Source organism: Bacillus thermotolerans (assembly GCF_000812025.2).
GTDB lineage: Bacteria > Bacillota > Bacilli > Bacillales > Domibacillaceae > Quasibacillus > Quasibacillus thermotolerans.
Window position 1 is genome coordinate 1 of sequence record NZ_JWJE02000060.1, and the last position, 20,700, is coordinate 20,700.

General features: G+C 45.8%; 20 protein-coding genes and 1 pseudogene. 12 read left to right on the forward strand and 9 right to left on the reverse strand.

Translation table 11 applies throughout. The features are described 5' to 3' along the window. Positions 1-188 (forward strand): transposase (locus tag QY97_RS16495; protein WP_039230619.1); only part of this gene is annotated, 188 nt, incomplete at its 5' end. Positions 189-294: 106 nt separating this feature from the next. Here the strand turns inward: QY97_RS16495 and QY97_RS16500 are convergent. Further along, on the reverse strand, positions 295-738 hold the full coding sequence (locus tag QY97_RS16500) for a hypothetical protein (RefSeq protein ID WP_039230622.1): 444 nt from the start codon (positions 736-738) through the stop codon (positions 295-297). A 262-nt stretch (positions 739-1,000) separates the two neighbouring features. Between QY97_RS16500 and QY97_RS16505 the strand changes: the two genes are divergently transcribed. From QY97_RS16505 to QY97_RS16520, 4 genes are all read left to right on the forward strand, one after another. Further along, entirely contained in the window at positions 1,001-1,309 is a 309-nt protein-coding gene (locus QY97_RS16505; protein ID WP_039230625.1) for a nucleoside triphosphate pyrophosphohydrolase, read from the forward strand. Between the two features lie 19 nt (positions 1,310-1,328). Further along, positions 1,329-2,204, forward strand: a complete 876-nt coding sequence (locus QY97_RS19690) for a phosphorothioated DNA-binding restriction endonuclease (RefSeq protein WP_052717098.1) — start codon at positions 1,329-1,331, stop codon at positions 2,202-2,204. Between the two features lie 247 nt (positions 2,205-2,451). Continuing rightward, positions 2,452-3,489, forward strand: a complete 1,038-nt coding sequence (locus tag QY97_RS16515; RefSeq protein ID WP_052729005.1) for a tetratricopeptide repeat protein — start codon at positions 2,452-2,454, stop codon at positions 3,487-3,489. A 71-nt stretch (positions 3,490-3,560) separates the two neighbouring features. Next, complete coding sequence (locus QY97_RS16520; protein WP_039230629.1) at positions 3,561-4,943, forward strand: M20/M25/M40 family metallo-hydrolase; 1,383 nt, start codon at positions 3,561-3,563, stop codon at positions 4,941-4,943. A 35-nt stretch (positions 4,944-4,978) separates the two neighbouring features. Here QY97_RS16520 and QY97_RS16525 read toward each other — a convergent pair whose 3' ends face one another. Next, entirely contained in the window at positions 4,979-5,800 is an 822-nt protein-coding gene (locus QY97_RS16525) for a serine/threonine protein kinase (RefSeq protein WP_052729006.1), read from the reverse strand. 319 nt (positions 5,801-6,119) lie between these two features. Between QY97_RS16525 and QY97_RS20750 the strand changes: the two genes are divergently transcribed. Beyond that, complete coding sequence (locus QY97_RS20750; protein WP_039230632.1) at positions 6,120-6,293, forward strand: hypothetical protein; 174 nt, start codon at positions 6,120-6,122, stop codon at positions 6,291-6,293. A 116-nt stretch (positions 6,294-6,409) separates the two neighbouring features. Beyond that, positions 6,410-9,301, forward strand: coding sequence for a DUF3427 domain-containing protein (locus QY97_RS16535; protein ID WP_039230635.1), 2,892 nt, complete (start codon positions 6,410-6,412; stop codon positions 9,299-9,301). Positions 9,302-9,350: 49 nt separating this feature from the next. Here the strand turns inward: QY97_RS16535 and mutT are convergent, their stop codons facing one another. The 3 genes from mutT to QY97_RS21175 all read right to left on the reverse strand — a co-directional run bounded on the left by mutT (position 9,351) and on the right by QY97_RS21175 (position 10,704). Further along, positions 9,351-9,755, reverse strand: coding sequence for an 8-oxo-dGTP diphosphatase MutT (gene mutT, locus QY97_RS16540; protein WP_039230638.1), 405 nt, complete (start codon positions 9,753-9,755; stop codon positions 9,351-9,353). Positions 9,756-9,847: 92 nt separating this feature from the next. After that, positions 9,848-10,189, reverse strand: a complete 342-nt coding sequence (locus QY97_RS21170; protein WP_408606291.1) for an MBL fold metallo-hydrolase — start codon at positions 10,187-10,189, stop codon at positions 9,848-9,850. Beyond that, positions 10,162-10,704: an MBL fold metallo-hydrolase gene (locus QY97_RS21175; RefSeq protein WP_408606292.1), complete on the reverse strand. Its 543-nt coding sequence runs from the start codon at positions 10,702-10,704 to the stop codon at positions 10,162-10,164. Before QY97_RS21175 ends, QY97_RS21170 begins: the two co-directional genes overlap by 28 nt. Before the next feature lie 231 nt (positions 10,705-10,935). Here QY97_RS21175 and QY97_RS16550 point away from each other — a divergent pair, with 231 nt between their 5' ends. Continuing rightward, complete coding sequence (locus QY97_RS16550; protein WP_232506357.1) at positions 10,936-11,193, forward strand: hypothetical protein; 258 nt, start codon at positions 10,936-10,938, stop codon at positions 11,191-11,193. Positions 11,194-11,247: 54 nt separating this feature from the next. Here QY97_RS16550 and QY97_RS16555 read toward each other — a convergent pair whose 3' ends face one another. From QY97_RS16555 to QY97_RS16570, 4 genes are all read right to left on the reverse strand, one after another. Then, positions 11,248-14,961 carry a 5'-nucleotidase C-terminal domain-containing protein gene (locus tag QY97_RS16555; RefSeq protein ID WP_232506358.1) on the reverse strand — a complete coding sequence of 1,238 codons (3,714 nt, stop codon included), beginning with the start codon at positions 14,959-14,961 and terminating at the stop codon, positions 11,248-11,250. A 143-nt stretch (positions 14,962-15,104) separates the two neighbouring features. Next, entirely contained in the window at positions 15,105-16,454 is a 1,350-nt protein-coding gene (locus tag QY97_RS16560; RefSeq protein WP_039230640.1) for a hypothetical protein, read from the reverse strand. Between the two features lie 331 nt (positions 16,455-16,785). Next, the gene (locus tag QY97_RS16565) at positions 16,786-17,850 is read right to left on the reverse strand and encodes a TDT family transporter (protein ID WP_039230643.1); all 1,065 of its coding nucleotides are present in this window, start codon (positions 17,848-17,850) and stop codon (positions 16,786-16,788) included. A gap of 141 nt (positions 17,851-17,991) precedes the next feature. Further along, on the reverse strand, positions 17,992-18,297 hold the full coding sequence (locus QY97_RS16570) for a monooxygenase (RefSeq protein WP_039230646.1): 306 nt from the start codon (positions 18,295-18,297) through the stop codon (positions 17,992-17,994). 98 nt (positions 18,298-18,395) lie between these two features. Here QY97_RS16570 and crcB (QY97_RS16575) point away from each other — a divergent pair, with 98 nt between their 5' ends. The 4 genes and pseudogenes from crcB (QY97_RS16575) to QY97_RS21180 all read left to right on the forward strand — a co-directional run. Further along, positions 18,396-18,779, forward strand: a complete 384-nt coding sequence (crcB, locus tag QY97_RS16575) for a fluoride efflux transporter CrcB (RefSeq protein ID WP_039230649.1) — start codon at positions 18,396-18,398, stop codon at positions 18,777-18,779. Further along, entirely contained in the window at positions 18,776-19,123 is a 348-nt protein-coding gene (crcB, locus tag QY97_RS16580) for a fluoride efflux transporter CrcB (RefSeq protein WP_039230652.1), read from the forward strand. Before crcB (QY97_RS16575) ends, crcB (QY97_RS16580) begins: the two co-directional genes overlap by 4 nt. Positions 19,124-19,193: 70 nt before the next feature. Beyond that, on the forward strand, positions 19,194-20,399 hold the full coding sequence (locus tag QY97_RS16585; protein WP_046128796.1) for an MFS transporter: 1,206 nt from the start codon (positions 19,194-19,196) through the stop codon (positions 20,397-20,399). 211 nt (positions 20,400-20,610) lie between these two features. Continuing rightward, positions 20,611-20,700, forward strand: a pseudogene (locus QY97_RS21180) (IS200/IS605 family transposase); the annotation flags it as partial.

Genomic DNA, 20,700 nt, shown 5'->3' on the forward strand with positions numbered 1-20,700 from the left:
AATTAAGCTTTGCACACAGTAAAGAACTCCACGGTCTGCGCTATGCACGTTACCGTGGAGTTCAAAAAGTGAAAACGCAAGTTTTGATGACCGCCATCATACAAAACTTGAAAAAGTGGGCCAAACTCCGCTCTTTACAGAAAATTGGTCTCCACCTCACTTCTCATATTATAGAAGATTCCGTTTAACAATTCAAAAAAAGTGAAAATCCCGGTGAGAATTCACCAGGGTTTTCTTGACTAAGTTGTTTTTCAACAACGTGAGAAGAGCGTACAACTCGTACGCTCTTCAATTTTATTCGTAAGAGACTTTATAGTTTTTGGTCTTGACGATATTTGGGCCGGACAGCGGCACGTACATATCATATTTGATTCGCAGGCCTGTTCCTTTGCTTTTAGCCTTCTGGAACGGGCCGATTGTGTTATTCCAGCCAATGTTCTTGAACAGCACAGCAATGCCTGCAGGAGGAGCCAAACTAATGATGTAATCAATAATTAGCTGCTTGTTAGAGGAGTTCGCCTCATATTTTTTAACAACCTTTTTCACTTCACTTTTTGTCCAGTATGTATTGTACTTGAATACCTTGTACTTTTTACAAGTCTTGGTATATCCATAGCCTGTACACTCTGTTACTGTTTTTCCGCTAGCAGCGCTGGCCTGATTTAAGCTGGAAGACAAAGGGAACAGCACAGAACATACGAGCACGAATGAGATCATCATCTTTGTTATTTTGTTCATTTCCAAAACCCCTTTAAAAATTATTGTTAAATATGTTTAAAATATACAATTTGTGGGACAGTTCAACAAATGCTGAAAGAAGTGTTTTTTGTTGAAGGGTGAATGGGAGATTTATAGGGATGTGGACAGATACGGGCATTTTGGCATGTATAGTGTAAAGGAATAAATAGGAAAGTGCAGAGCCGCCTGTGATCTGTACGCTTTCATCGTGTTTATCTGGTAAAATAGCCATATACATAATGATGAAAGAGGAGAGAGAACGATGCCTATCCATAATAAACTCGTCCGTGATCGGATTCCAGAAATCATTGAGAAAAGCGGCAAAGCCTATCATACCCGTATTTTAAATGAAACGGAATATAAGGAAGAAGTCCGTCAGAAAATGAAAGAGGAGCTGGATGAGTACTTAGGCGCCCAAACGGATGAAGAAGCGCTTGAAGAGCTGGCTGACCTTCTTGAACTCATCCACGCTGCTTCTCGCATCCACGGCGCTGATGTTGAGAAGCTGGAAGCTGTTCGTCAGCGGAAGGCTGAGAAGCGGGGCAGATTTGAGGAGAAGATAGACGTTTAGTTGAGAAGGGGGAAATGTTATGGATATTCACACTCTCTTACAATGGATAGATGAGATAAGGCTGCATCGTTCGAAGAAAGTGGGTACGGCATTAAAGAAGCCTCTCCTTCTATTACTTCTTCTTTCAAAAATTGAGCGGGGAGAAAGTCGAGATAATAAGTTCCGCTATAGGGATATTGAGGAGGAGCTTGATATACTGATAAAAAGCTTTGGAAATCGGACAAGTGCTCCTAAATCTAATCAACCGTTTCATCATTTAAATTCCTCTCCTATTTGGGATTTAAAGCTTCCCGAAGGGGTCAAACTAATAAGCTCGAAAACAGCTAGCGTAACTCTCCTTCGTCAAGATTCAGTGTACGGTTTCATAAATGAAGAAGCATTTGAACTTCTTCAAAGAGATGAGCGCAGTCGTACAATTTTAATAAATTACATTTTGGAGAAATTTTGGCCACAGACAATTCAAGATGAATTGAGATCGTATTTTGGTTTTTCTTTCTATAATCCATATAAGAAGATAAAAAGAGATCCCAAGTTTGCTTCGCAAGTTTTGGCCAATTTTAGATACAGGTGTGCGATTTGTGGGTTTCAGGCTATGTTTAATCAAACTCCCTTTGGCCTGGATGCTGCCCATATTCTATGGCATTCTTTTGAAGGGCCAAGCACGATAGATAATGGTTTGGCATTATGCAAATTGCACCACTGGGCTTTTGACAAAGGAGTCATTACTGTTACACCAAATAAAAAAATTCATGTATCTAAACACTTTGTTGGAACAGATAGTACGAGTCAATCACTGATTGAAAGTTTAAATGGCGGTGAGTTATTAAGCTGGAAAGAAATTGAACCATCAAAAGTCTATTTCGAATGGCATAATGAGAATATATTTATTATTTAAATCAACATGGTAGATTAAATGGTTTAGCAAGCGGATTCCCTTTATTTTTTAGTATTCTCCTAGACGGTCATCCTTTATAATAAGACTAATGAAAATAAAGAACCATGTTGCGATTTCTGTCAGATCGAATGTGAACGCATTCGATCTTTTTTTATAAGACTCGCTGTAAATACCGACGATTTTGATCATGGATCGGGTGGAATATCATAATTATAAATTGTGTGTCATGCCTAAAGGAGGAACACCGATGAGCTTAAAGAATATGACTTTAGAAGAATTGGAAGAGGTGGAAGAACAGCTTCATGAGAAGGAACAGGAAGAGGGGCTGACGTATTCGTTATATCCGCAGAAGATTCGTATTTATGAAGAGATGCTTCGGAAGATGGTGCAGGAACAGGATATGACTTACTACGATTATGTAGAGAAGCGGCTCGTGCTTCATCTTGTTCACTACGGTACGTACTTGAAGATGCAGTACGAGAAAAGTGATGAGGCTGCTCTTCAATGCTTGAAGCGGGCGCTGAAGTATGACAAGTATAATCCGATTGCTTCCTACCGGATTGGCTTTCTGCTGTACCGGCGGGGCGAGTACAAGGAAGCGATGGTCCGCTTCGAACGGGCGATCGCTAATCAGAAGAGCTATCAAAACCGGGAATATCAACTGTCCGAACGCCAGCTGGCGAATGCGCATTTATATTTAGCGAATAGTGCGCTGCACCTGGCTAAACAGACGTATGAACAGATGGAGCAGTTATCGTTTGATCAGCATCAGGCGCTTCCAAATTATGAGCTTTCGCCGATTTATGAAAGCCTGGCGGATAACGACCGCTATTTAAAGGAGAATGCGTTCTACCAGATTACGCCTGAAGGGACAGCTACCTGTTCAAAGGAAGCGTGCGAGGAACTCATTACCCACGAACCGGCGGATACCCTCGTTCTTTACTTCGGTGACCGGCAAATTACGCTCACCTTTAATGAGACCAGCCTTGCCCTTACACAGGAGCAGGGGGACATTCTCCGGTATGTGCTGGTAAAAAGCAGGGAGGGCCTGCCAGCTTCGCGGATGACGCTGCAAACCATCTTCTCCCATTCGATTGCAGAGGGGATCACGAAGGAAAATTTCAGGAAGAAGTTTAGCCGGCTGCGGGGAAAGCTCGAGGAGTACGGTATTCCTGATATCATTGAGACGGCAAGTCATATGGGGGAGACTGCTTATCGCTTTAATGGATCACTTCCCTATGTGGTGATGTACCGGGTGGATGAAGAATCCGGTTACATATTGTAATCGAAGGCTGTGACAGGGGTGTCACAGCCTTCGTGCGATAATAAAGCCATAAACAGAAGGGAGAGGATAAGATGGAAGCATGGAATCGCTTATTCATTCGACAAGGGTTTATGGTGCCGGAGCAAAGAGACAACAGATTTGACTGCAGAAAAGAGACGGAGCAGAATAGAACCTTCCTGCTTGAAAGTTTGGACCGATTAAGGGTTGACTATGTTTATGAGCAAGGCATATTACTAATCTCTAGTGCAGCTGTTCCCGAAGAAGAGTGGCTGGCATGTGTGGATTTTGAGCATCGAGGCGGCGGTGGATGGGCCTGGTTCCGTCCGGGGGAAGAAGAGCCGAAGGTGAAGGAGCTGGATACGTATATATCGGGCGTCGTGCGAGGACTTAATCGTCTTGGGCTTCATACGGATTTTAGCTGTGATGGGCATGAGCGCAGGCATCCAGCGCTTGGCTTTGCGGAGTGGGTCGATATGGAAAAGGCTGTGGAAGTGCTGCAGGCAGTGGGGATTCCGAAGCTCGTGGTCAGGAATCGGCAGGCGAGGCTTCTAGTGCCGCGGCAAGCACTGCTAGATGCAGCCGAGAAGCTTTATGTAATAGAGAAGGGTTGGCTCAGGGAGCCGGCTGGATTCTTAAATAAGCAGCTTTTTCTTCACCGGCTGGAGCAGTGCTTATCCATTAACGGGGCAAGCGGGAAAGAAGAGGGCATTCGGAACCTGGTGGCTGAGCAGCTGCATCAGATCGCAGATGTGTGGAAGGTGGACCGGTCGGGCAACCTTTTGGCACAGAAAGTATACGGAACTGGTCAAGGACCGGTGATTCTCTTAAATGCTCATCTTGACACAGTGGAGAGCTTTGTACCAGGCAGAAAGATGATCAAGGACGGAGCGGTCTGGTCGAGCAGTAAAGGGATTTTAGGCGCGGATGATCGGGCAGGTGTAGCGGTCTTACTGGAAGTGGCAGAACGGCTAAAGGGCACTTCATTTAATGGCAGAGTAAAATTTATTTTTACCGTGGAGGAAGAAGTCGGCTTAGTCGGGGCGAGGGGGGTCGATGACTGCTTTCTTTGGGATGTGGATGCAGCCTTTGTCGTTGACCGCAGAGGCAAAGGGGATATTGTAACGTCCTGCGGCGGATATGAGGCCTTTTGTGAGGAAAGCTTTGGAGCCTTCATTGAAGAGACCGCGATAAGCAGCGGTCTGGCTGGATGGAAATGCACAAAAGGCGGCAGCAGTGACACAAGAGTGTGGGCCTCGCACGGGATCCAGAGTGTAAACCTTTCTGCAGGCTATCAGCACGAGCATACGGAGGAAGAAACGCTGGACACGGAGGCTTGTTACGGAACGGTACAGCTGCTGCTGGGCATCTTCCAGCAGGCAAGAGAGCTGAAGCGGGTCCTTCGGCAAATCGCTCTATTGAAAAGAAGAAACGGCGGCGGGCCTCTCGCAAGATAAAGTAAAAACCCTTTGACAGGGGATTCTTCCTCCTGTCAAAGGGTTTTTACGCTAGAGATAGATCCTGTACGAGATAGGAATTGCTTTACGTCTTTGGTTAGTTCGTTTACAGATGTATAAGGAGAATCAATTTGCAGCATCCGCCGAATCATATTTCTGACTGGCTCTGAAAGAATAAGTTCCTCTTCCCAGCTTTTTTCCTTCTTAGAATTCGGCTCGAATTGTGAATAAAGGAGAAAAAGAACAAAGTGGCCGAGCGCAAAGAAGTCGCTCTTCACGGAAACTTCTCGAAATAGCCGGCTTTCTTCCTGGAGGTGTTCATGTTTGTCGGCATCAGGGTCATCCAGTGAGCGGGCCAGCCCGAAGTCGATAATGTAGGCTTGATTTCCATTCCACAAAATATTCGGAATGCGTAAATCTCTATGAACAATCCTGTTTTTATGCAAATAACGAACGATGGTAAGGATGCGCGACAAGATGAAAAAGGCCTCCCTTTCGCCGTATGTATGCCCTTCTTTGAAAATTAAATCTTCAAAATTTTTTGCGTGAATGTACTCCATGGCCAGGAAGAAATGCTTCTCTTCGGTAAAAGCATCCACAAAGGCAGGAATGGAGGGGTGATTCAAGGTTTTCAGAAAATGCGCTTCCCGCTGGAAGGATTGAACGCCTCCAGGCTGTTTTCTCTTTCTTCTCCTTAACTGCTTGACGATCACTCGCTGTCCTGTCTGAAAATCAGTCGTTTCATAGATGAGTCCATAGCTCCCTTTTCCGATGAACCGGTCGATAACATAGCGATGATTAATCATGTGATCAGCTTTAAGCGGTCGTTCCAGAAGGTCTGAAAGTAGGTTTCTCATACGCATCAGCTGCTATAAAAGCTGCTGGACCGGCCTTTGCGTTTATAGTAATGATGCCCGTATTTAGATGGGTGATGGGAACGTTTGTGATAGCGGTGGTCACTGCTTGAATATTTGCGGTAGGATTTCTTTTGTTTTTGATTTAACAAACTTTGTATGAGTTTCTTTAACATTTGATCCCTTCTTTCCTCGTTTGTATTGCATACGAATGAAGATAAAAAAGGTTTCACTTTTTTGTGGCTGAATGACATGGATACAAATATATGCACCGGGGGAAACTACTCTCGACTCATGGCAATAGAGGAAAAGAGGTGATCACATGGCGAAGCGTAAAGCAGAAAAGAACGCCGCTCTGAAACATGCGAAGACACCGAAGAGGAACATAGCGGAAACGGAATTTTCTCCGGAGTTTGCAGGTGGCGAGGATCCAATGAAAGGGGCCAATCGCAATTCCAAGCAGGGGCGTAAAGGACGGATGAATGACGAAAGATAACCTTCTGAGCGATCGGGCGGAGCAGGCGCCCGGTTTTTTTGCTGTTTTCTCATTGCGCTCTAAAGCAGCGGATCGTACAATGAAGGTAAATATTGGACGATGAATGGTGAGGGAATATGGAAGAATTTATTCAACATTTAGAAGCATCCTTGCATAAAGGGTTTATCGATCAATCCGGTAAAGCAGGACGCTATAAGCCGAAGTTATTGGTCAACAATATGCAAAGCAGCGAGAACGTGTTAACACCGCTCGTACAAGAACTGGATCAATGCCGGTCCTTTCTTTTTTCGGTGGCGTTCATCACAGAAAGCGGACTAGCGACATTAAAATCACATCTGCTCGACTTGAAGCGAAAAGGTATCAAGGGAAAGATTCTAACGTCAACCTTTTTGTATTTCAACCAGCCGAAAGTGTTTCGAGAGTTAATGAAGGTAACGAATGTTGAGGTGCGGCTAACAAGTGTGAAAGGCTTTCATTCGAAAGGGTACATTTTCGAGCAGGATACCCATTACTCATTAATTGTTGGGAGTTCGAATTTAACCGCACAGGCATTGAAGGTTAACTATGAATGGAATGTGAAGCTGACCTCACATGAAAATGGGGAAATCGTCCATCATTTTCGCCATCAGTTCGAAGAGGTATGGAAAAGCGCTCAGCCGCTGACAGAATCATGGGTTGAGGCATACGAGAAGGTGTATGAGCAGCAAGCTAATGTACGGTCAGCTGAACACATTGTAGAGCTGCCGGCTTCTTATGAAGTCAATCTGCTGAGAGAATCCGTAGCCATTAAGCCAAATAAAATGCAAAAGTCTGCTCTGCAGGAGATTGAAGCCGTCCGGGAAGCGGGGCAAAATAAAGGGCTTGTCATTTCCGCGACGGGTACAGGGAAGACGTACCTGTCTGCATTCGATGTCAGACGATTTCAACCGAAGCGAATGCTGTTCATCGTTCACCGCGAGCAGATTCTTCACCAAGCAAAATCGGACTTCAAGCGAGTGCTCGGCGGGCTGGAGGAAGAGTTCGGCGTTTTAACCGGAACGAGCAAGCAGGCAGATGCAAAGTACTTGTTTGCCACCATTCAGACCGTATCGAAAGAAGAGGTTCTGCATCAATTTGACCCGGATGCGTTTGATTATATTTTAATCGATGAAGTGCACAAGGCGGGGGCAGCCTCCTACCGGAAAGTGATGGATTATTTTCAGCCTCAATTCCTGATGGGGATGACCGCGACACCTGAGCGGACGGATGATGTAAACATTTATGAGCTGTTTGACTATAATATCGCGTATGAAATCCGTCTGCAGGAAGCGTTGGAAGAAGACATGCTTTGTCCGTTTCATTATTTCGGTGTGACTGATTTTGAATATAATGGTGAAGTGATTGATGAGACGACGGAGCTCGCGAAGCTCGTTACAGAAGAGCGGCTGGATCATTTAATGGAGAAGATGCATTACTACGGATTTTCAGGTGAGCAGGTAAGGGGACTGATTTTTTGCAGCCGAAAGGAAGAAGCGAAGGAGCTGTCTGATCAGCTGAATCAAAGAGGCTTCCGTACCGTTGCGTTGACTGGGGACGATTCACAGGAGAGACGGCTGGGGTGTGTACAGGAGCTCGAGGAAGGCCGTCTTGATTATATTGTAACAGTTGATATTTTTAACGAAGGCGTTGATATTCCAAGTGTGAATCAGGTAGTGATGCTGCGGCAGACGCAGTCGAGTATCGTGTTCATTCAGCAGCTAGGAAGAGGGCTAAGAAAGCACCCATCGAAAGAGTTCGTGACGATTATTGATTTCATCGGCAATTATAAAAATAACTATTTAATCCCGGTTGCTCTTTCTGGAGAGAAATCGCAAAACAAAGACCACATTCGCCGGCATACACAGGACACGAGTTACATTAAAGGTGTGTCGACGGTGAACTTTGAGGAGATTGCGAAGAAAAGAGTGTTCCAATCGATTAACAAAAGTCAGCTGACGGCATTGAAAGTATTAAGAGATGCCTATATCCAGTTAAAGAACCGGCTTGGCCGCGTCCCTTACCTGCATGACTTTATTGCCAATCACTCTATCGACCCGGTTGTCATAGCGGAGAAGCATGCGAATTATTATCAATTTTTGTTAAAGATGAAAGAAGAGATTCCTAGGTTAACAGAGGAAGAGAACCAAGTGTTGACGATGCTCTCGCTAGAAATTTTAAACGGCAAGCGGAAGCAGGAAGTGCTGCTTCTAGAGCTGTTGATGGGCAAAGAGGGTGTCCCTTACGATGAGTATGTGGACTGCTTGAAAGAGAGAAGCTGCCGGGCAGATGAAGCGACGATTGCTTCTGTTGAGCGGATAATGGATTTATCCTTCTTCAATGAGGCAACGAGGCAAAAATATGGAGGGCAACCCGTCGTTATAAAGGACGAAGGGGAGTTTGTTTTTAGCGAACAGGTGAGAGACCGGCTCAAAAAGAATGCGTATTTCCGTCAGCTGGTGATCGATGTCGTGAAAAGCGCGAAGGCGAAAAGCGAGCGGTATCAGTGTGATCGACCGCTTACTTTATATGAGAAATATTCGAGAAAAGATGCCTGTCGTTTGCTGAATTGGCAAAGTGATGAAAGCTCGACGATGTACGGCTACAAAACAAAGCACGGTACATGTCCGATCTTCGTCACCTATCATAAGCAGGAGGATGTCGAAGCAAGTGTGGATTACGGAGATGAATTTCTCAACCAGGAAGTCATGAAGTGGTACACAAGAAGCAAGCGCACGCTTCAATCGAAGGAAGTACAGGCCATTATTGAAGCAAAAGAGCGAGGCACTGATATTCATATCTTTGTAAAAAAGGATAATGATGAAGGCAGCGACTTCTATTATTTGGGCAAAGCGTGGCCAGATCGTAAAACGGTGGAACAAACAGAGATGAAGGATAAGAATAAGAAAGAGATTCCAGTGGTACGCATGAATATGGTGCTCGAACAGCCGATCGATGATCAGCTTTATCACTATATTGCAAGTGAAGCTTAATCAAAGCACGAAAAAAGCGGGAGGGCCCAAATGGCCCTCCCGCTTTTGGTTAAGCGTCAATTTTCTCTGCCAGCAGCCGATCAATGGTGGGGATATCCGCAGGCGCCCATTCCAGGGAGCGGAGCTGCTCACGGGGCACCCATTTAATTTCTGCGTGTTCACTCGCAAGAGGCATGCCTTCCGTAATGGTTGAACGGTACGTCAGCAGATTGACAATCACATTAGGGTACTCATGCATGACGTCTTCAATGAGTTCGTGTACTTTTACTGTACAGCCGAGCTCTTCTTTGATTTCCCGGATCAGGGATTCCTCTGGTGTTTCGCCTTCTTCTACCTTCCCGCCGGGGAATTCCCACAGGTTTGGAAGCGTCATGATCGGCGAGCGCAAGGCACAGAGCACTTCGTCTTGTTCATTGATGCAGACAGCGGCCGTTACTTGGACAGTTTTCTTCATTGAGCTAGCTCCTTTTCTTGTAAGATCTCTGTATAGTTACTGTATCATACTGGAAAATGAAAAGGAACGCCGGTGAAAGGGCAGCGCAGTGGTTACTTGGACTCCGTATAGCCATTTACAAAGAAGGTGATGGTCTCGCGCTCCTCCTCGCTCAGCTCTCTTTGCACGTCTTCTTCCATCTCTTTCATGATCGCTGCTTCCCTTCCTTTATGCTTCTTCGTAAGAGAGGCGGTCCGCTTTAACAGCTGAAGAAACGATAAAAATTCTTCTTTTGTTAAAGGTGCGTCATGATGAGACAGGAAAACACGGTCCGCTTCATAAGCTTCCAGCCGCTGAACAAGCTTGAAGATCTGTTCCGCTGTGTAGTTCCATTCGTCTGCGTACAAGTTCGCGTATAAACAGTCGCCTAGGAAAAGAACCTTTTCCTCTGGCACATAGATGGCACATGAATCCTTAGAGTGATCACCGCCAACGTGTTCGATCTGACAGGATACTCCCCTAAGTGGATCGTCATAGCCGTATCGAAGGTGAGGGCTGGTGCAGGAATAAAAATATCGCGATTGCCGCCGAGCTCTTTTTTAATGGCTTCTACACAAAAGGGGATCTCTGTTCCTTCCTGTACACACTGGTCCAGGTCAGCATCCTCCCAGGAAAGCTGCTGCATTTCCTTGATTTTGTCGTATGTGAGTCGATGAGAAATGACAGGCATGGGCATGTCCTTCATACCGAAGACGTGATCCCAGTGCCAGTGAGTCAGTACAAGCCAGTCTCCTTGTATATGATGGTTGTTCAGCTCACGGAGAAACAACTGGGCATGAGCGGAAGAGTTTCCAGCATCGATTAAAAGTGTTTGGTCTTCCCCTCTCACAGCCGCCAGGACCGGCCGGTCTGTTTCTGCGTAAGGAGGCAAGTAAGAAATGCGGGCAGAGAGGTGCTGCAGTGTCCGCATAGCGGTTTGTTCCTTTCTTTGCGTTGTTTTTGCTTTCATTATAGCTTGAATAGGCAGGAAAAGGGAGGTGCTCTAGGTAGATTGCCTATATTCTTAGCGAATAAGCTCTCTTTGGGCAAACGTGCATATGATGTAAAGGGATAAACATCCTAGACAGCGGAGGCTGAAGGGAGAAAGAGTTGTTTTGCTTCTAGTATCCGCAAGGAATGATGAAGAAAGGGAGAGGTACGGATGAATCAAGGAATGGAATGGCATCCTGAAGCGCATATGTGGAATGTACGAGGAGATGAAGTAGAAGAGCTTTACAGACAGCGCCCGAGAAGAAGGTATAGACGTCCATATTACGGAGGATTCGTCGGTCCATTTTTAGGGGGATTGACCGGCGGGTTACTGTCCAGCGTATTATTCCCGTATACTTATGGGTACAGCTATCGTTACCCGTTTGGCTATGTGTATCCTTATCCTCCTTATTACGGGTATTATTGGTAAAAAATTTGAACAAAAAAGCTTCAAAGCGGTTGGCTTTGAAGCTTTTTTTTGTCTTTATTTAGACAGCTTTACCTTTAAAACTGTCCCTTCGTACTCCTTCATTACGAATTCAGCGGATTTGTCGTTATCTGTTACGATGAGGGTAACGTTTTTCTCCCTCAATAGATCCACCTGCTTCTTGTTTAACAGCAGGGCTCTAGATTTCTTGTCATTAGAGATATCGATTGTGACCCGGGTATTTGGCTCAAGTGCTTGCAGGTCTTTCATTTTAACGGTAGCTGTTCCGTTATTTTGCTTCGGGTTGATCACAGCTTCAGGCGTATCCGGCTGAGGCTTGGGCTGAGGGTCCGAAGCTTTGGCAGTCGTAATCCGTTCCTCTGCGCTGTAAGTGATCGGATCCTCAGGTGTACTGTTTAAACTCTTAACGAAGTCGACGGTTGCATCAATATCTGCCGGTCCCATAACTGGGTTTTGACCGAGCTCACTGATCGGTGCATGGGAAGGGCTGGATGACGTTCCCATATAGTTGTTTACCGTCAATGTGTACGTTTCTTCAGGGCGGATCGGCGTGCCGTCTGGGAAGGTAATGCTTGTTACTTCGTTTGTTTCAGGATCCCACGTGTAATGAAAACCGCTAATGCTGTAATCGGGACCGTATGTTGGTGATAGCTGTGCTTGAATAATCGGATAGAGATCTTTGCCTTTAATCTCGAACATCATGAGGGTATTGCCAAATGGCTGAATATTGTATAACTCGCCCCATGTAATCTCGCCGGCAAGCAAATCATCTCGGATGCCGCCGCCGTTCATCATCGCAAAATCACTATCCATGGCGGCACGCATCCCGTCGGCAATCAAGTTGCCAAGGCCATGGCCGCCTTCGCCCGTATAAGAGCCGGTTAAGTCAGCTGCATTATAGCCAACGATTTCATTCATCACAGGGGCTATTTTCTCTTCGTATTTTGTTAAGATGGACGTCACTTCTTCATCTGGCGTGACCTCGCTCTGGTCAACAAAAACGATCTCCGCCTCTTTTTGAATGATGTCACCTGTGGAGCGGTCAATTTCCAGGTCCACATCGGCAAAGGCTTTCCCATATTCAGACGCCTGAACGATGAGTTTATTATCAACAATGCCGTTATTAACAACATGGTTATGAGCGGAGAAGATTACATCCACCTCATCATCTACGTTCATAGCGAGGTCGGCCGCCTGGCCTGATACCGTCTCACCGCTCTGGCTGCCTGGAATATGGGCTAAGACAACAATTGCCTCCACGCCGTCAGCTTTCATTTCAGTGACAGCTTTATTCACTGCTTCCGCTTCATTCGTAAACTCGATATCAGCAATTCCGTGAGGCATCACCATGCCGGCTGCTTCTTGAGTGATGACACCGATGAAGCCGATTTTCTCCCCGTCTACTTCTTTTACATCATAAGCAGGAAGGATGGTGTCACCGGAGTCTTTATATACGCAGTTTGCACATAAAAGAGCGGAATCCAGGCCGTCATAATTGTCTGTGCCGTTTGGATGCTTACCGCCGTTCACGATACGCAGCAATTCCTCGGTGCCTTCATCGAATTCATGGTTGCCGACAGTGCCGACGTCAAATCCGATCGCTTCCATAATTTCCACAGTCGGTTCATCTTGAAGAAGGCCCGAAACAGGAGAACTGCCACCGATCATATCCCCTGCATGTACGATCAGCGTATTGGGGTTTTCTGCCTCGCGCGCCTTGATCGCTGCTGCTGTGTAATCTATTCTTCCGTATGTGCCGTTTGTTCCGTCTCCATCCGGGTCTAAGCTGTAGGATTGATCAATTTTTCCGTGCAGATCATTCATGCCCAATAATTGAACGGAAAGGGGATCCCCGGATGCATCCTCAGTAGCATTGGCAGGTGTGTAGCCGTATTGCTGGGCTGTTGCTTCATCCCAGAAGAAGACGCGCTTCTCTACAGGCACCTGTTCCCAGTGATCCGGTGACACGTATGTGTTCGTATCTGAGTTGCCTACGTACTTCGAAAATCCTTTTTGGTCATCATTCGCACGGAAGACAAATGGCAATTCAAGGAGCGGGTTCTCAGGATTCCAAATGCCAAGACCAGCGTCTTTTGCTTCTTTCACTGCTGCCTGATAGTCGGGATAGACAGCTTCATCAAATGGAGCAATGAAATAAGTAACGGCGTGTCCTTTTCTCACCATCTCCAGATTGGCATTGACACCGTCTTTAGCGCGGATCACTTCTGCCAGGAGCCGGCCGTAATCGTCCGTCGGTTCTTCTCCGACCTTGATGAGCACCTTTTCTCCAGGCTGCAGAAGCTCATGTAAGTAAGCTTTGGCCTGTTCACCGTGTTCCTTCTGATTGGCGTTGATTTCCTCTCGCGAAGAGTCATTATTGCGGGCTGTATAGGTTTCGGCCGTATCCATGTTAACGAATCGTACCTTTGTCGTACCAAGCACTGGTGTTTCTAAGTGAAGAGTATCTCCGTCAGTGATACGGGAAACTGTCGACTCATAAGTGCCCGCAGCAGATGGTGCTTCAGGCTGCTCGTCAGCAAGCTGAATGTCACCTTGCTCTACAGGGAGAAGCTGGTAAGAGTCGTATTGACTGACAATCGCTGTGACTTCATACCATTTCTCAGGCTCTACCGCTGAAAGGTCGAGAGCCTTCTCCATCACCCGTAGCGTCGTGCCGTTATAATCAGCGTCTACGAATGATACATTGTAGCCGCCTCCTGCAGGGCTGGATGGAATCTTATTGATGAAACCGGTCACCTTGACTCGTTCTCCTTCAAACGCTTCAGCTGTAGCTGGATCCTGTAAGTCAGCTAGAGTAATAGATTGCACCTCAGGCAAGGGCTGGCCGCTCTCCAAGATGTCAATAGAGGAAGGAAGGATTTCCTTCAAGCCTTTATACGAATCTAATTCGCCTGATACTTTGATTCTGTCACCTTGCTGAACAGAGGGGAGCGTACCTTGCTCGAAAGCAAAGACGTTTATGCCGCCTGTTTCATCCTGTATGTAAGTCGTTAGCTGGCTGCCGTTGCTAATAGCCGTGCTATCCGCTGTGACAATTCCTTCGACGGTTACTTGCGTGCCATCTGTTAATTCACGCACCTCAGCAATGGAAGAAGCATGAACAGGCTCCTGTGGCACCTCTATGTCACTTTCGTCAGAGAGGTGACTTCCTAGATAATTGAATGTATCAGACGGATGACTCGTCCATTCGGTGTCCTTATAGACCGAGCTGCCTGATAAAATAGCAGCATTGCGGATCAAGGTTACATTCTCGGCGTATTCTTCCTTGCTGCCAATATCCCCGATCACATCTATGATGGTCCCGTTCTTCGATAAGGCGATCGCATCATCTCCGTTGAAATTCACTACAGAGCTCTTGCGCAAGTCTGCCTGAGCTAGAATAGCCTCGTCGGCCTGCTCGTGGGCTGCGACGAATACATCGTTAGAGTCTAATGTGCCTGACAGCGTAACAGATTGAGACGGTTCGGATGAGCCGTTACTGTACAGCTGTAATTGATAATCAGCTAGGTTAATAGAAGTGCCGGTACCGTTATAAATCTCGATGGCCTTGTTAAATGAACTTCCTTCTACATACTCAGAAATGAATAAATCCTCTGAGGTTGGCTCGTTGCTTTCAGCCTCAGCAGTGAGTGCGGGCTGGCTCGTCAAAGCTAGTGCAGCAACGAATAGCAGGTTCAGTACCTTTTTCACAGCAAATGTTCCTCCTGTCGTTACATAATAAGAAGCCAAGTCAGTTGGCATCCTCTATTACTATGTCATAGGAAAAAAGTGATTACTATTAACGCTTCGTAAAGTTATGGTAAATTTTGTTGAGGAAGAAGACAGATAGAAAAGAACAAAGCTTCAAAGCCAGGTGCTTTGAAGCTTTGTTCTCACAAGCCGGTGAAGTATAAATAAATAGGAAGAAGAACAATCATGACAGAGCCGTATACCCAGTTCCATCTCCAGGCAATATTCACCAGCTTCTCATTTAGTGAATGAGCAATTAAGTTATTCACAGCTGTTGCAGGAGACAGCACATTCGAAATGCTCCAGCTGCCAAGCACAGCGATGGCGAAATAAGGGAGGGAGAAATCCAACCTCGCTGGATCGATGCTCGTTAACAAGATCGTGACAATAACAACAGGGTGCAAGCCGGCCAGTCCGGCTCCTACTATAATGATAGATAGAAGGATCGTCATCAGCGCTGGAGAGTGACCGAACCATTGGCTGAACAGCTGAACAAACAGATCGCTCCATTTAGATGAAACAAAAGCGGAGCTGAATATCCCTGCCAGCAGGAAAAGCGCAATTTCCGTATGAAGGTTCGGAAGCGTTGAATGAACATGCTTGGATACTTCCTTCTTATAGAGAGAGAAGGTTCCTTTCGCCAGGCACCATAACAGCGGAAAGAAGACGGCTGTAAAGGCAATGGCAATAATCATATTAAAAGGAGAAAAGCGTTCAATCAGCAGGACGATACACGTAGTGGCAGACAGTAAGATGGCTAATTCAGAGACAGTCAGCCAGGTGCGTCCGGAAACCGGTGTCTGGGCCGATCGTTCGCCTGCGGATTGAAGGCGGTTTGTCTCTTTCTTCATGGTAGGCCACTCAATAAGAAAGCCAACCAGAAAACAGAGAAGCGAGAAGCCAACAGCATATACAGCGATGGAGGCCCATTCAATAGCCAGCTGGCTAACGACTAAGGCCATTGCTGCGAAATAAGGGGACCAGCCGAGTGCTCCGCCGAAGCCGCGGCTGAGCGCGTTAGCAGTGAGCCGGTTTGATTGAACATTTGATGCCCCTGATAAATAGTGATTAATCGAAATGGATCCCACGTTAATAACGGCTCCTAGAATATAGGTTAAAAAGTACGTGCTTGCATAAAAGAACGGGACGCTGTTCCGCCTTTTATAAAGCAGGGAGCGTAGAGCATTGGTATATCCGCCAGTCCGGAAGGGAATGCCAAGGACGGGAGTCAGCACGAAAATCGCCACGATTGTTAAATTCATCAGTGCTCCGTCGACAAGGGTGTCGAGCCAGTTCTCTTGATTAATAAGAAGCAAGGCAGTCAGTACAGCAAGCACACTAATCAGCTTAGCTGCTCTTCCTTTCAAAGAGGGAACAGTCAAAATAAGGAAGGCAAAAACAATCAGGCTGACGACTATTTCGAGCCAAGCGGCATCTGAAAAAGCCAGTGCCACATAACTGAATGCCAAACAAATAGGTATAGCTTTTTTCATATGTATCCTCTCGATTCTATAAAACTCTATATCTAGTGTAGGACGGAAAAGAAGAAAAGTAAAATGGGCTCTTTCTCAAAAAAGGTGTAAAAGAAAGCTAGAATGCTATTGTGAATTATTTTAATGTTGTTTATTATATTTAAATACAAAAAATTTAAAGATGTTGATTATTGATCGGTAAACCTGAATGGTCCTTATACACGGGCATTGACATTTATCTCAGGGATTGCCCTAGTTGGTGCTTTAGCCTACATCTTTATAATTGGACAAGTGAAACGCATTGAGTTAAGTGAATAACGAAAAACCGAACGCTCATATAGCGTTCGGTTTTTTAAGCGGCTTGTTTCTTCCTTAGTACTCTCATTTCTTTTATGACGCTAGGTAGGCAAATGCCTGCTTCTATCGCGAACAGCAATATAATAACCGGCGGCCCTCCCAGCAGCACAATCGTTTGCACAATCGATAGAAAAGGAGAGTCCAGCGTCACGAGAGAAGTAAAGGTATAGAACATGCCAAAGGTAAACAGCCGGCTCCATTGTGTAACGTTATAGGTCCATATGCCTTCTTTGAACGAGTAGCGCTTAAGCCGCTTAACCAGACGAATGAATTCGATGGTTTCAATGATCAGAAAAGCCGCCGTCGCTATTGCCCAAAGCGACTCGGCAGCCTCCATACTTACAGCATCGGAGGTGAGACAGGCAAACCCTGTGATCGACAGAGCACCATGGATAATACAGTTCGTATTCGACCAATGATCCTCTATTGTCCAGCCGGGCCGGAAGCAATCATGGATAATAAAAGCAAAGCTAATAGCATAGAAGAACAGGCCTGTTGCAATGAGGGCAGCATCCAGGGTGGGAGGCACCTGTGTATGCACAGTATTCAGCAGCAGCACAATCGACTGTGTGCTGACCGTCGTCAGTAAAAGAATGCCGTGTGTATAAGGTGGTTTGCCGCTTTGCCGCAGTTTATAGAAGGACTGAATAGAAGCCAGCAAATAAAACAGCCACAAGCCGATGTTTGCGTAAGAGAGCAGCACGGCGAAAGGCTGCCAGCCCTCAAATTGTTCATAAATAAGAACAGAGATGATGGACGTACCTGCTACCCACGTACCGATACCGAAGCGGTTGATCGGGTTAACGATATGCAAGGCGCCGAATTGTCTGTATAGAAAAGAAAGAAGAATGGAAAAAGCAAACAGAACCCATAAGGCAATGGTCCACGCGCTTAGCCATTGAAGGATAAAGAGCTTACGATCGGCCAAATGAAACAACACGCCATGCAGCAGAATGCCGGCTGCCATCACAAGAGCCATGGTAGAGGTTTTTATAAATATTTTATAGATGAACATAACGATCATAATAGCTAGACAAGCAGCCGCAATCAGAAAAAACATAGTAGTCACCGGTTTCTATGTAAGGTTTTTTCCTAGCATATCATGATTGATATTTTGAAGTGAACCTTCTTTAAGGTTTTTAGTAGAGGAGGTGGTGAAAATAGAGAAAAGCTTACACGAAGGTCGTGCAAGCCTTTTTCATTACTCTACCCGGCCGCGGGTAATAGAAGTGAGCGGTTCGTTAATTTGGAAAATTTTTGAACGGATTGGAGCAATGCCGAATCCATTTAGTCGGTCTGTATGCATCGTTAAATAGTTTTCGGCATCTTCTTTTGTTTCAAAGACATAAATGCCGCCGGCTTCTTTCGTCTCCGGATTCTCTGTCCAGATTTTCCATAGGAAGCCCTTTTCGTTCGTGATGCTTTCCGCGAGACCGCGGAACTCGGAAGCTAGTCCCTCTCCAAAAGGCCCTTCGAATGGAAAGTCTACTTGCAAAATGTAAGCCATCTTCTTCACTTCTCTAAGTCATTTTACCTACATTTTCTAATATAACGCATTGGAGAGGAATTGTCGTATAAAATAGGCAAGAAAGGGTGAAAAAGGAAATGGGAATATGGTTTGTCATCATCGGAGGCTTTCTTGGTGCGGCAGGAAGGTATCTGGCTGGAGAATGGGTACAGGTGGACAGCGGATTCCCTGCAGGAACGCTATGTGTGAACCTTATCGGCTGCTTAGCCTTGGGATGGTTCTTGACAAAAGCGGAACAATGGAGCTGGATAAGGCCCGAGTGGACTTTGCTGGTTGGAACGGGTATCGTCGGCTCCTTCACCACCTTCTCTACCTTTTCGTTGGAAACGATTCAATTAGTTCAGAAGGGGGCGGCCGGATTGGCAGTGATATACGTGATTGTCACTGTATCGCTTGGCGTGTTATTGGCTTATGCGGGACGCCTTTTGGCATACAAAAGGAAAGAAGGTGAAAACGAGTGATCTGGTGGATTGGTATAGGAGGTTCGATCGGCGCCGCAGCCAGATACTTATTAGGGCGCCGGCTGAACAATCGTTCACAGTTCCCGGCTGGCACGTGGCTCGCTAATATAACCGGCTCCTTCTTGCTAGGGTGGCTCGCTCGCCTGTACATGGATAACGAAATCAGCGAATGGATCTGGCTATTTTGGGGAGTCGGCTTTTGTGGGGCTTATACAACATTTTCTACATTTGGCCATGAAACGGTCTCCTTCATTCAGTCTGGTCAAATGAAGCGGGCAGTTAGTTATGTGACAGCATCATTGGCTGCCGGATTGGCGGCAGCCTCTATTGGACTTTTCATTTGATAGGGCAATAGAGTCATAGGCAGAAAAATAATTTAGGATATTTGAGTATTTGGAAGGGAAGGGATGAGGAATGGAACAGCTGGCAGCAGAGACACAAAGAACGGAACCGGAGAAAAGCTATACAACCATGACAGCGGTCTTCTTTTTTGCCGGATTGCTAGTCGTTTCGGTATTGTATATCACAATTCCAATCGGCTCAGTGTTCATAGAAGAGTTTCGTCTGACAGCCGGGCAAGCAGCCTGGGTGACGAGTATTTGTTCGTTTTGTTATGCATTTGGCACCATTGTTTTTGCTCCTTTGTCCGACCGGTATGGCCGAAAACGGATCATTATGTTTGGTCTAGTGTTACTAGCTATGATTTCACTGTTAACTGGTTTGTTTTCAAGCTATGAAGCTATTCTTATTTTTCGGGGGATTCAAGGGTTCGTTGCGGCTTCTTTTGCTCCGACAGCTCTAACGTTCATGAATGAATTATTCTCAGGGAGAAAGCGGGTAACAGCAATCGGATTCATCAGTGCGGGGTTCTTAATGGCAGGAATTATCGGGCAGTTGTACAGCAGCCTTGTGAATGATTGGCTCAGCTGGCCATATGTATTTTATTTATATGGCATTCTGTGTTTGGCTATGGCAGCTGTCTTTATGGCAGCTATACCGAGAGACCAGCCTGAGACAGGGGCTCAACGCTCCGCCATTATAAAAGGGTTTACAACGGTTCTATCAAAAAGTTTTTTCCGGTACAGCTTTATGGTGACCGTGGTTATACTTATGAGCTTTGTCGGCGTGTACACTGTGCTCGAGAGCTATTTACGGGAGTTTTACGGGTTGAATGCTTTAGAAGTGTTGCTCATTCGTTCAGCAGGAATTGTAGGGATGGTGCTTGCACCATTTGGGGGCCGCCTGGCTGCTAGGTTTGGCACTTTGCCATTAATGCGGAGTGGTCTTGCTTTGGGGGCGGTTGGTATTTCAGGCATCGGCTTATCAGGCAATTTAGTGGTGCTGGCCTTGATGAGCATCGTGTTTACCGCAGGCATTTCTGTAACGGTGCCTTCGCTGATTGGACTGCTTGGCCAGTTTGGCGGCAAAGAAAAAGCGGCAGCGATGTCTTTGTATTCCTTCTTTTTGTTCGTCGGGTCTACAGCAGGTCCGATCCTTGCTGTTTTCTTAATGAAGCATACAGGATATGTATGGACCTTCGAAGCGATTGCTTTATGCCTGGTAGCTGGGTTTTTCGTTACTTTTCCTCTAGCAAAGAAAGCAGCTGTCTTAAGCAGATAGCGATGTCTTAAACTCCTTCTTTTTTTGATGGATGCATATGGACTGAAAACCAGTAAGTGAATATTTTGTGATTTGTTGAAACTTTTTCCTTAGTTTATTCGTACTTGATGACCTCCGTCCGCACACTCGTGACTTCAGTCATGAGTTAGGGCGGTTTTTTTGTTTGTAATAAAAAAACACATATGTTAAATTAAATTTAGGTGAGAATACTATGAAAATTAGAAAAGGCAGAGGTTATGTTTACGCCATCCAATATCATTTGGTTTGGTGTGTAAAATATCGAAAACCCTTATTATATGGA

Bases quoted from the DNA above. Each gene is read 5' to 3' on its own strand.
- QY97_RS16500 (WP_039230622.1), bottom strand. From the start codon at position 738: ATGAACAAAATAACAAAGATGATGATCTCATTCGTGCTCGTATGTTCT.
- QY97_RS16505 (WP_039230625.1), top strand. From the start codon at position 1,001: ATGCCTATCCATAATAAACTCGTCCGTGATCGGATTCCAGAAATCATT.
- QY97_RS19690 (WP_052717098.1), top strand. From the start codon at position 1,329: ATGGATATTCACACTCTCTTACAATGGATAGATGAGATAAGGCTGCAT.
- QY97_RS16515 (WP_052729005.1), top strand. From the start codon at position 2,452: ATGAGCTTAAAGAATATGACTTTAGAAGAATTGGAAGAGGTGGAAGAA.
- QY97_RS16520 (WP_039230629.1), top strand. From the start codon at position 3,561: ATGGAAGCATGGAATCGCTTATTCATTCGACAAGGGTTTATGGTGCCG.
- QY97_RS16525 (WP_052729006.1), bottom strand. From the start codon at position 5,800: ATGAGAAACCTACTTTCAGACCTTCTGGAACGACCGCTTAAAGCTGAT.
- QY97_RS20750 (WP_039230632.1), top strand. From the start codon at position 6,120: ATGGCGAAGCGTAAAGCAGAAAAGAACGCCGCTCTGAAACATGCGAAG.
- QY97_RS16535 (WP_039230635.1), top strand. From the start codon at position 6,410: ATGGAAGAATTTATTCAACATTTAGAAGCATCCTTGCATAAAGGGTTT.
- mutT (WP_039230638.1), bottom strand. From the start codon at position 9,755: ATGAAGAAAACTGTCCAAGTAACGGCCGCTGTCTGCATCAATGAACAA.
- QY97_RS21175 (WP_408606292.1), bottom strand. From the start codon at position 10,704: ATGCGGACACTGCAGCACCTCTCTGCCCGCATTTCTTACTTGCCTCCT.
- QY97_RS16550 (WP_232506357.1), top strand. From the start codon at position 10,936: ATGAATCAAGGAATGGAATGGCATCCTGAAGCGCATATGTGGAATGTA.
- QY97_RS16560 (WP_039230640.1), bottom strand. From the start codon at position 16,454: ATGAAAAAAGCTATACCTATTTGTTTGGCATTCAGTTATGTGGCACTG.
- QY97_RS16565 (WP_039230643.1), bottom strand. From the start codon at position 17,850: ATGTTTTTTCTGATTGCGGCTGCTTGTCTAGCTATTATGATCGTTATG.
- QY97_RS16570 (WP_039230646.1), bottom strand. From the start codon at position 18,297: ATGGCTTACATTTTGCAAGTAGACTTTCCATTCGAAGGGCCTTTTGGA.
- crcB (WP_039230649.1), top strand. From the start codon at position 18,396: ATGGGAATATGGTTTGTCATCATCGGAGGCTTTCTTGGTGCGGCAGGA.
- QY97_RS16585 (WP_046128796.1), top strand. From the start codon at position 19,194: ATGGAACAGCTGGCAGCAGAGACACAAAGAACGGAACCGGAGAAAAGC.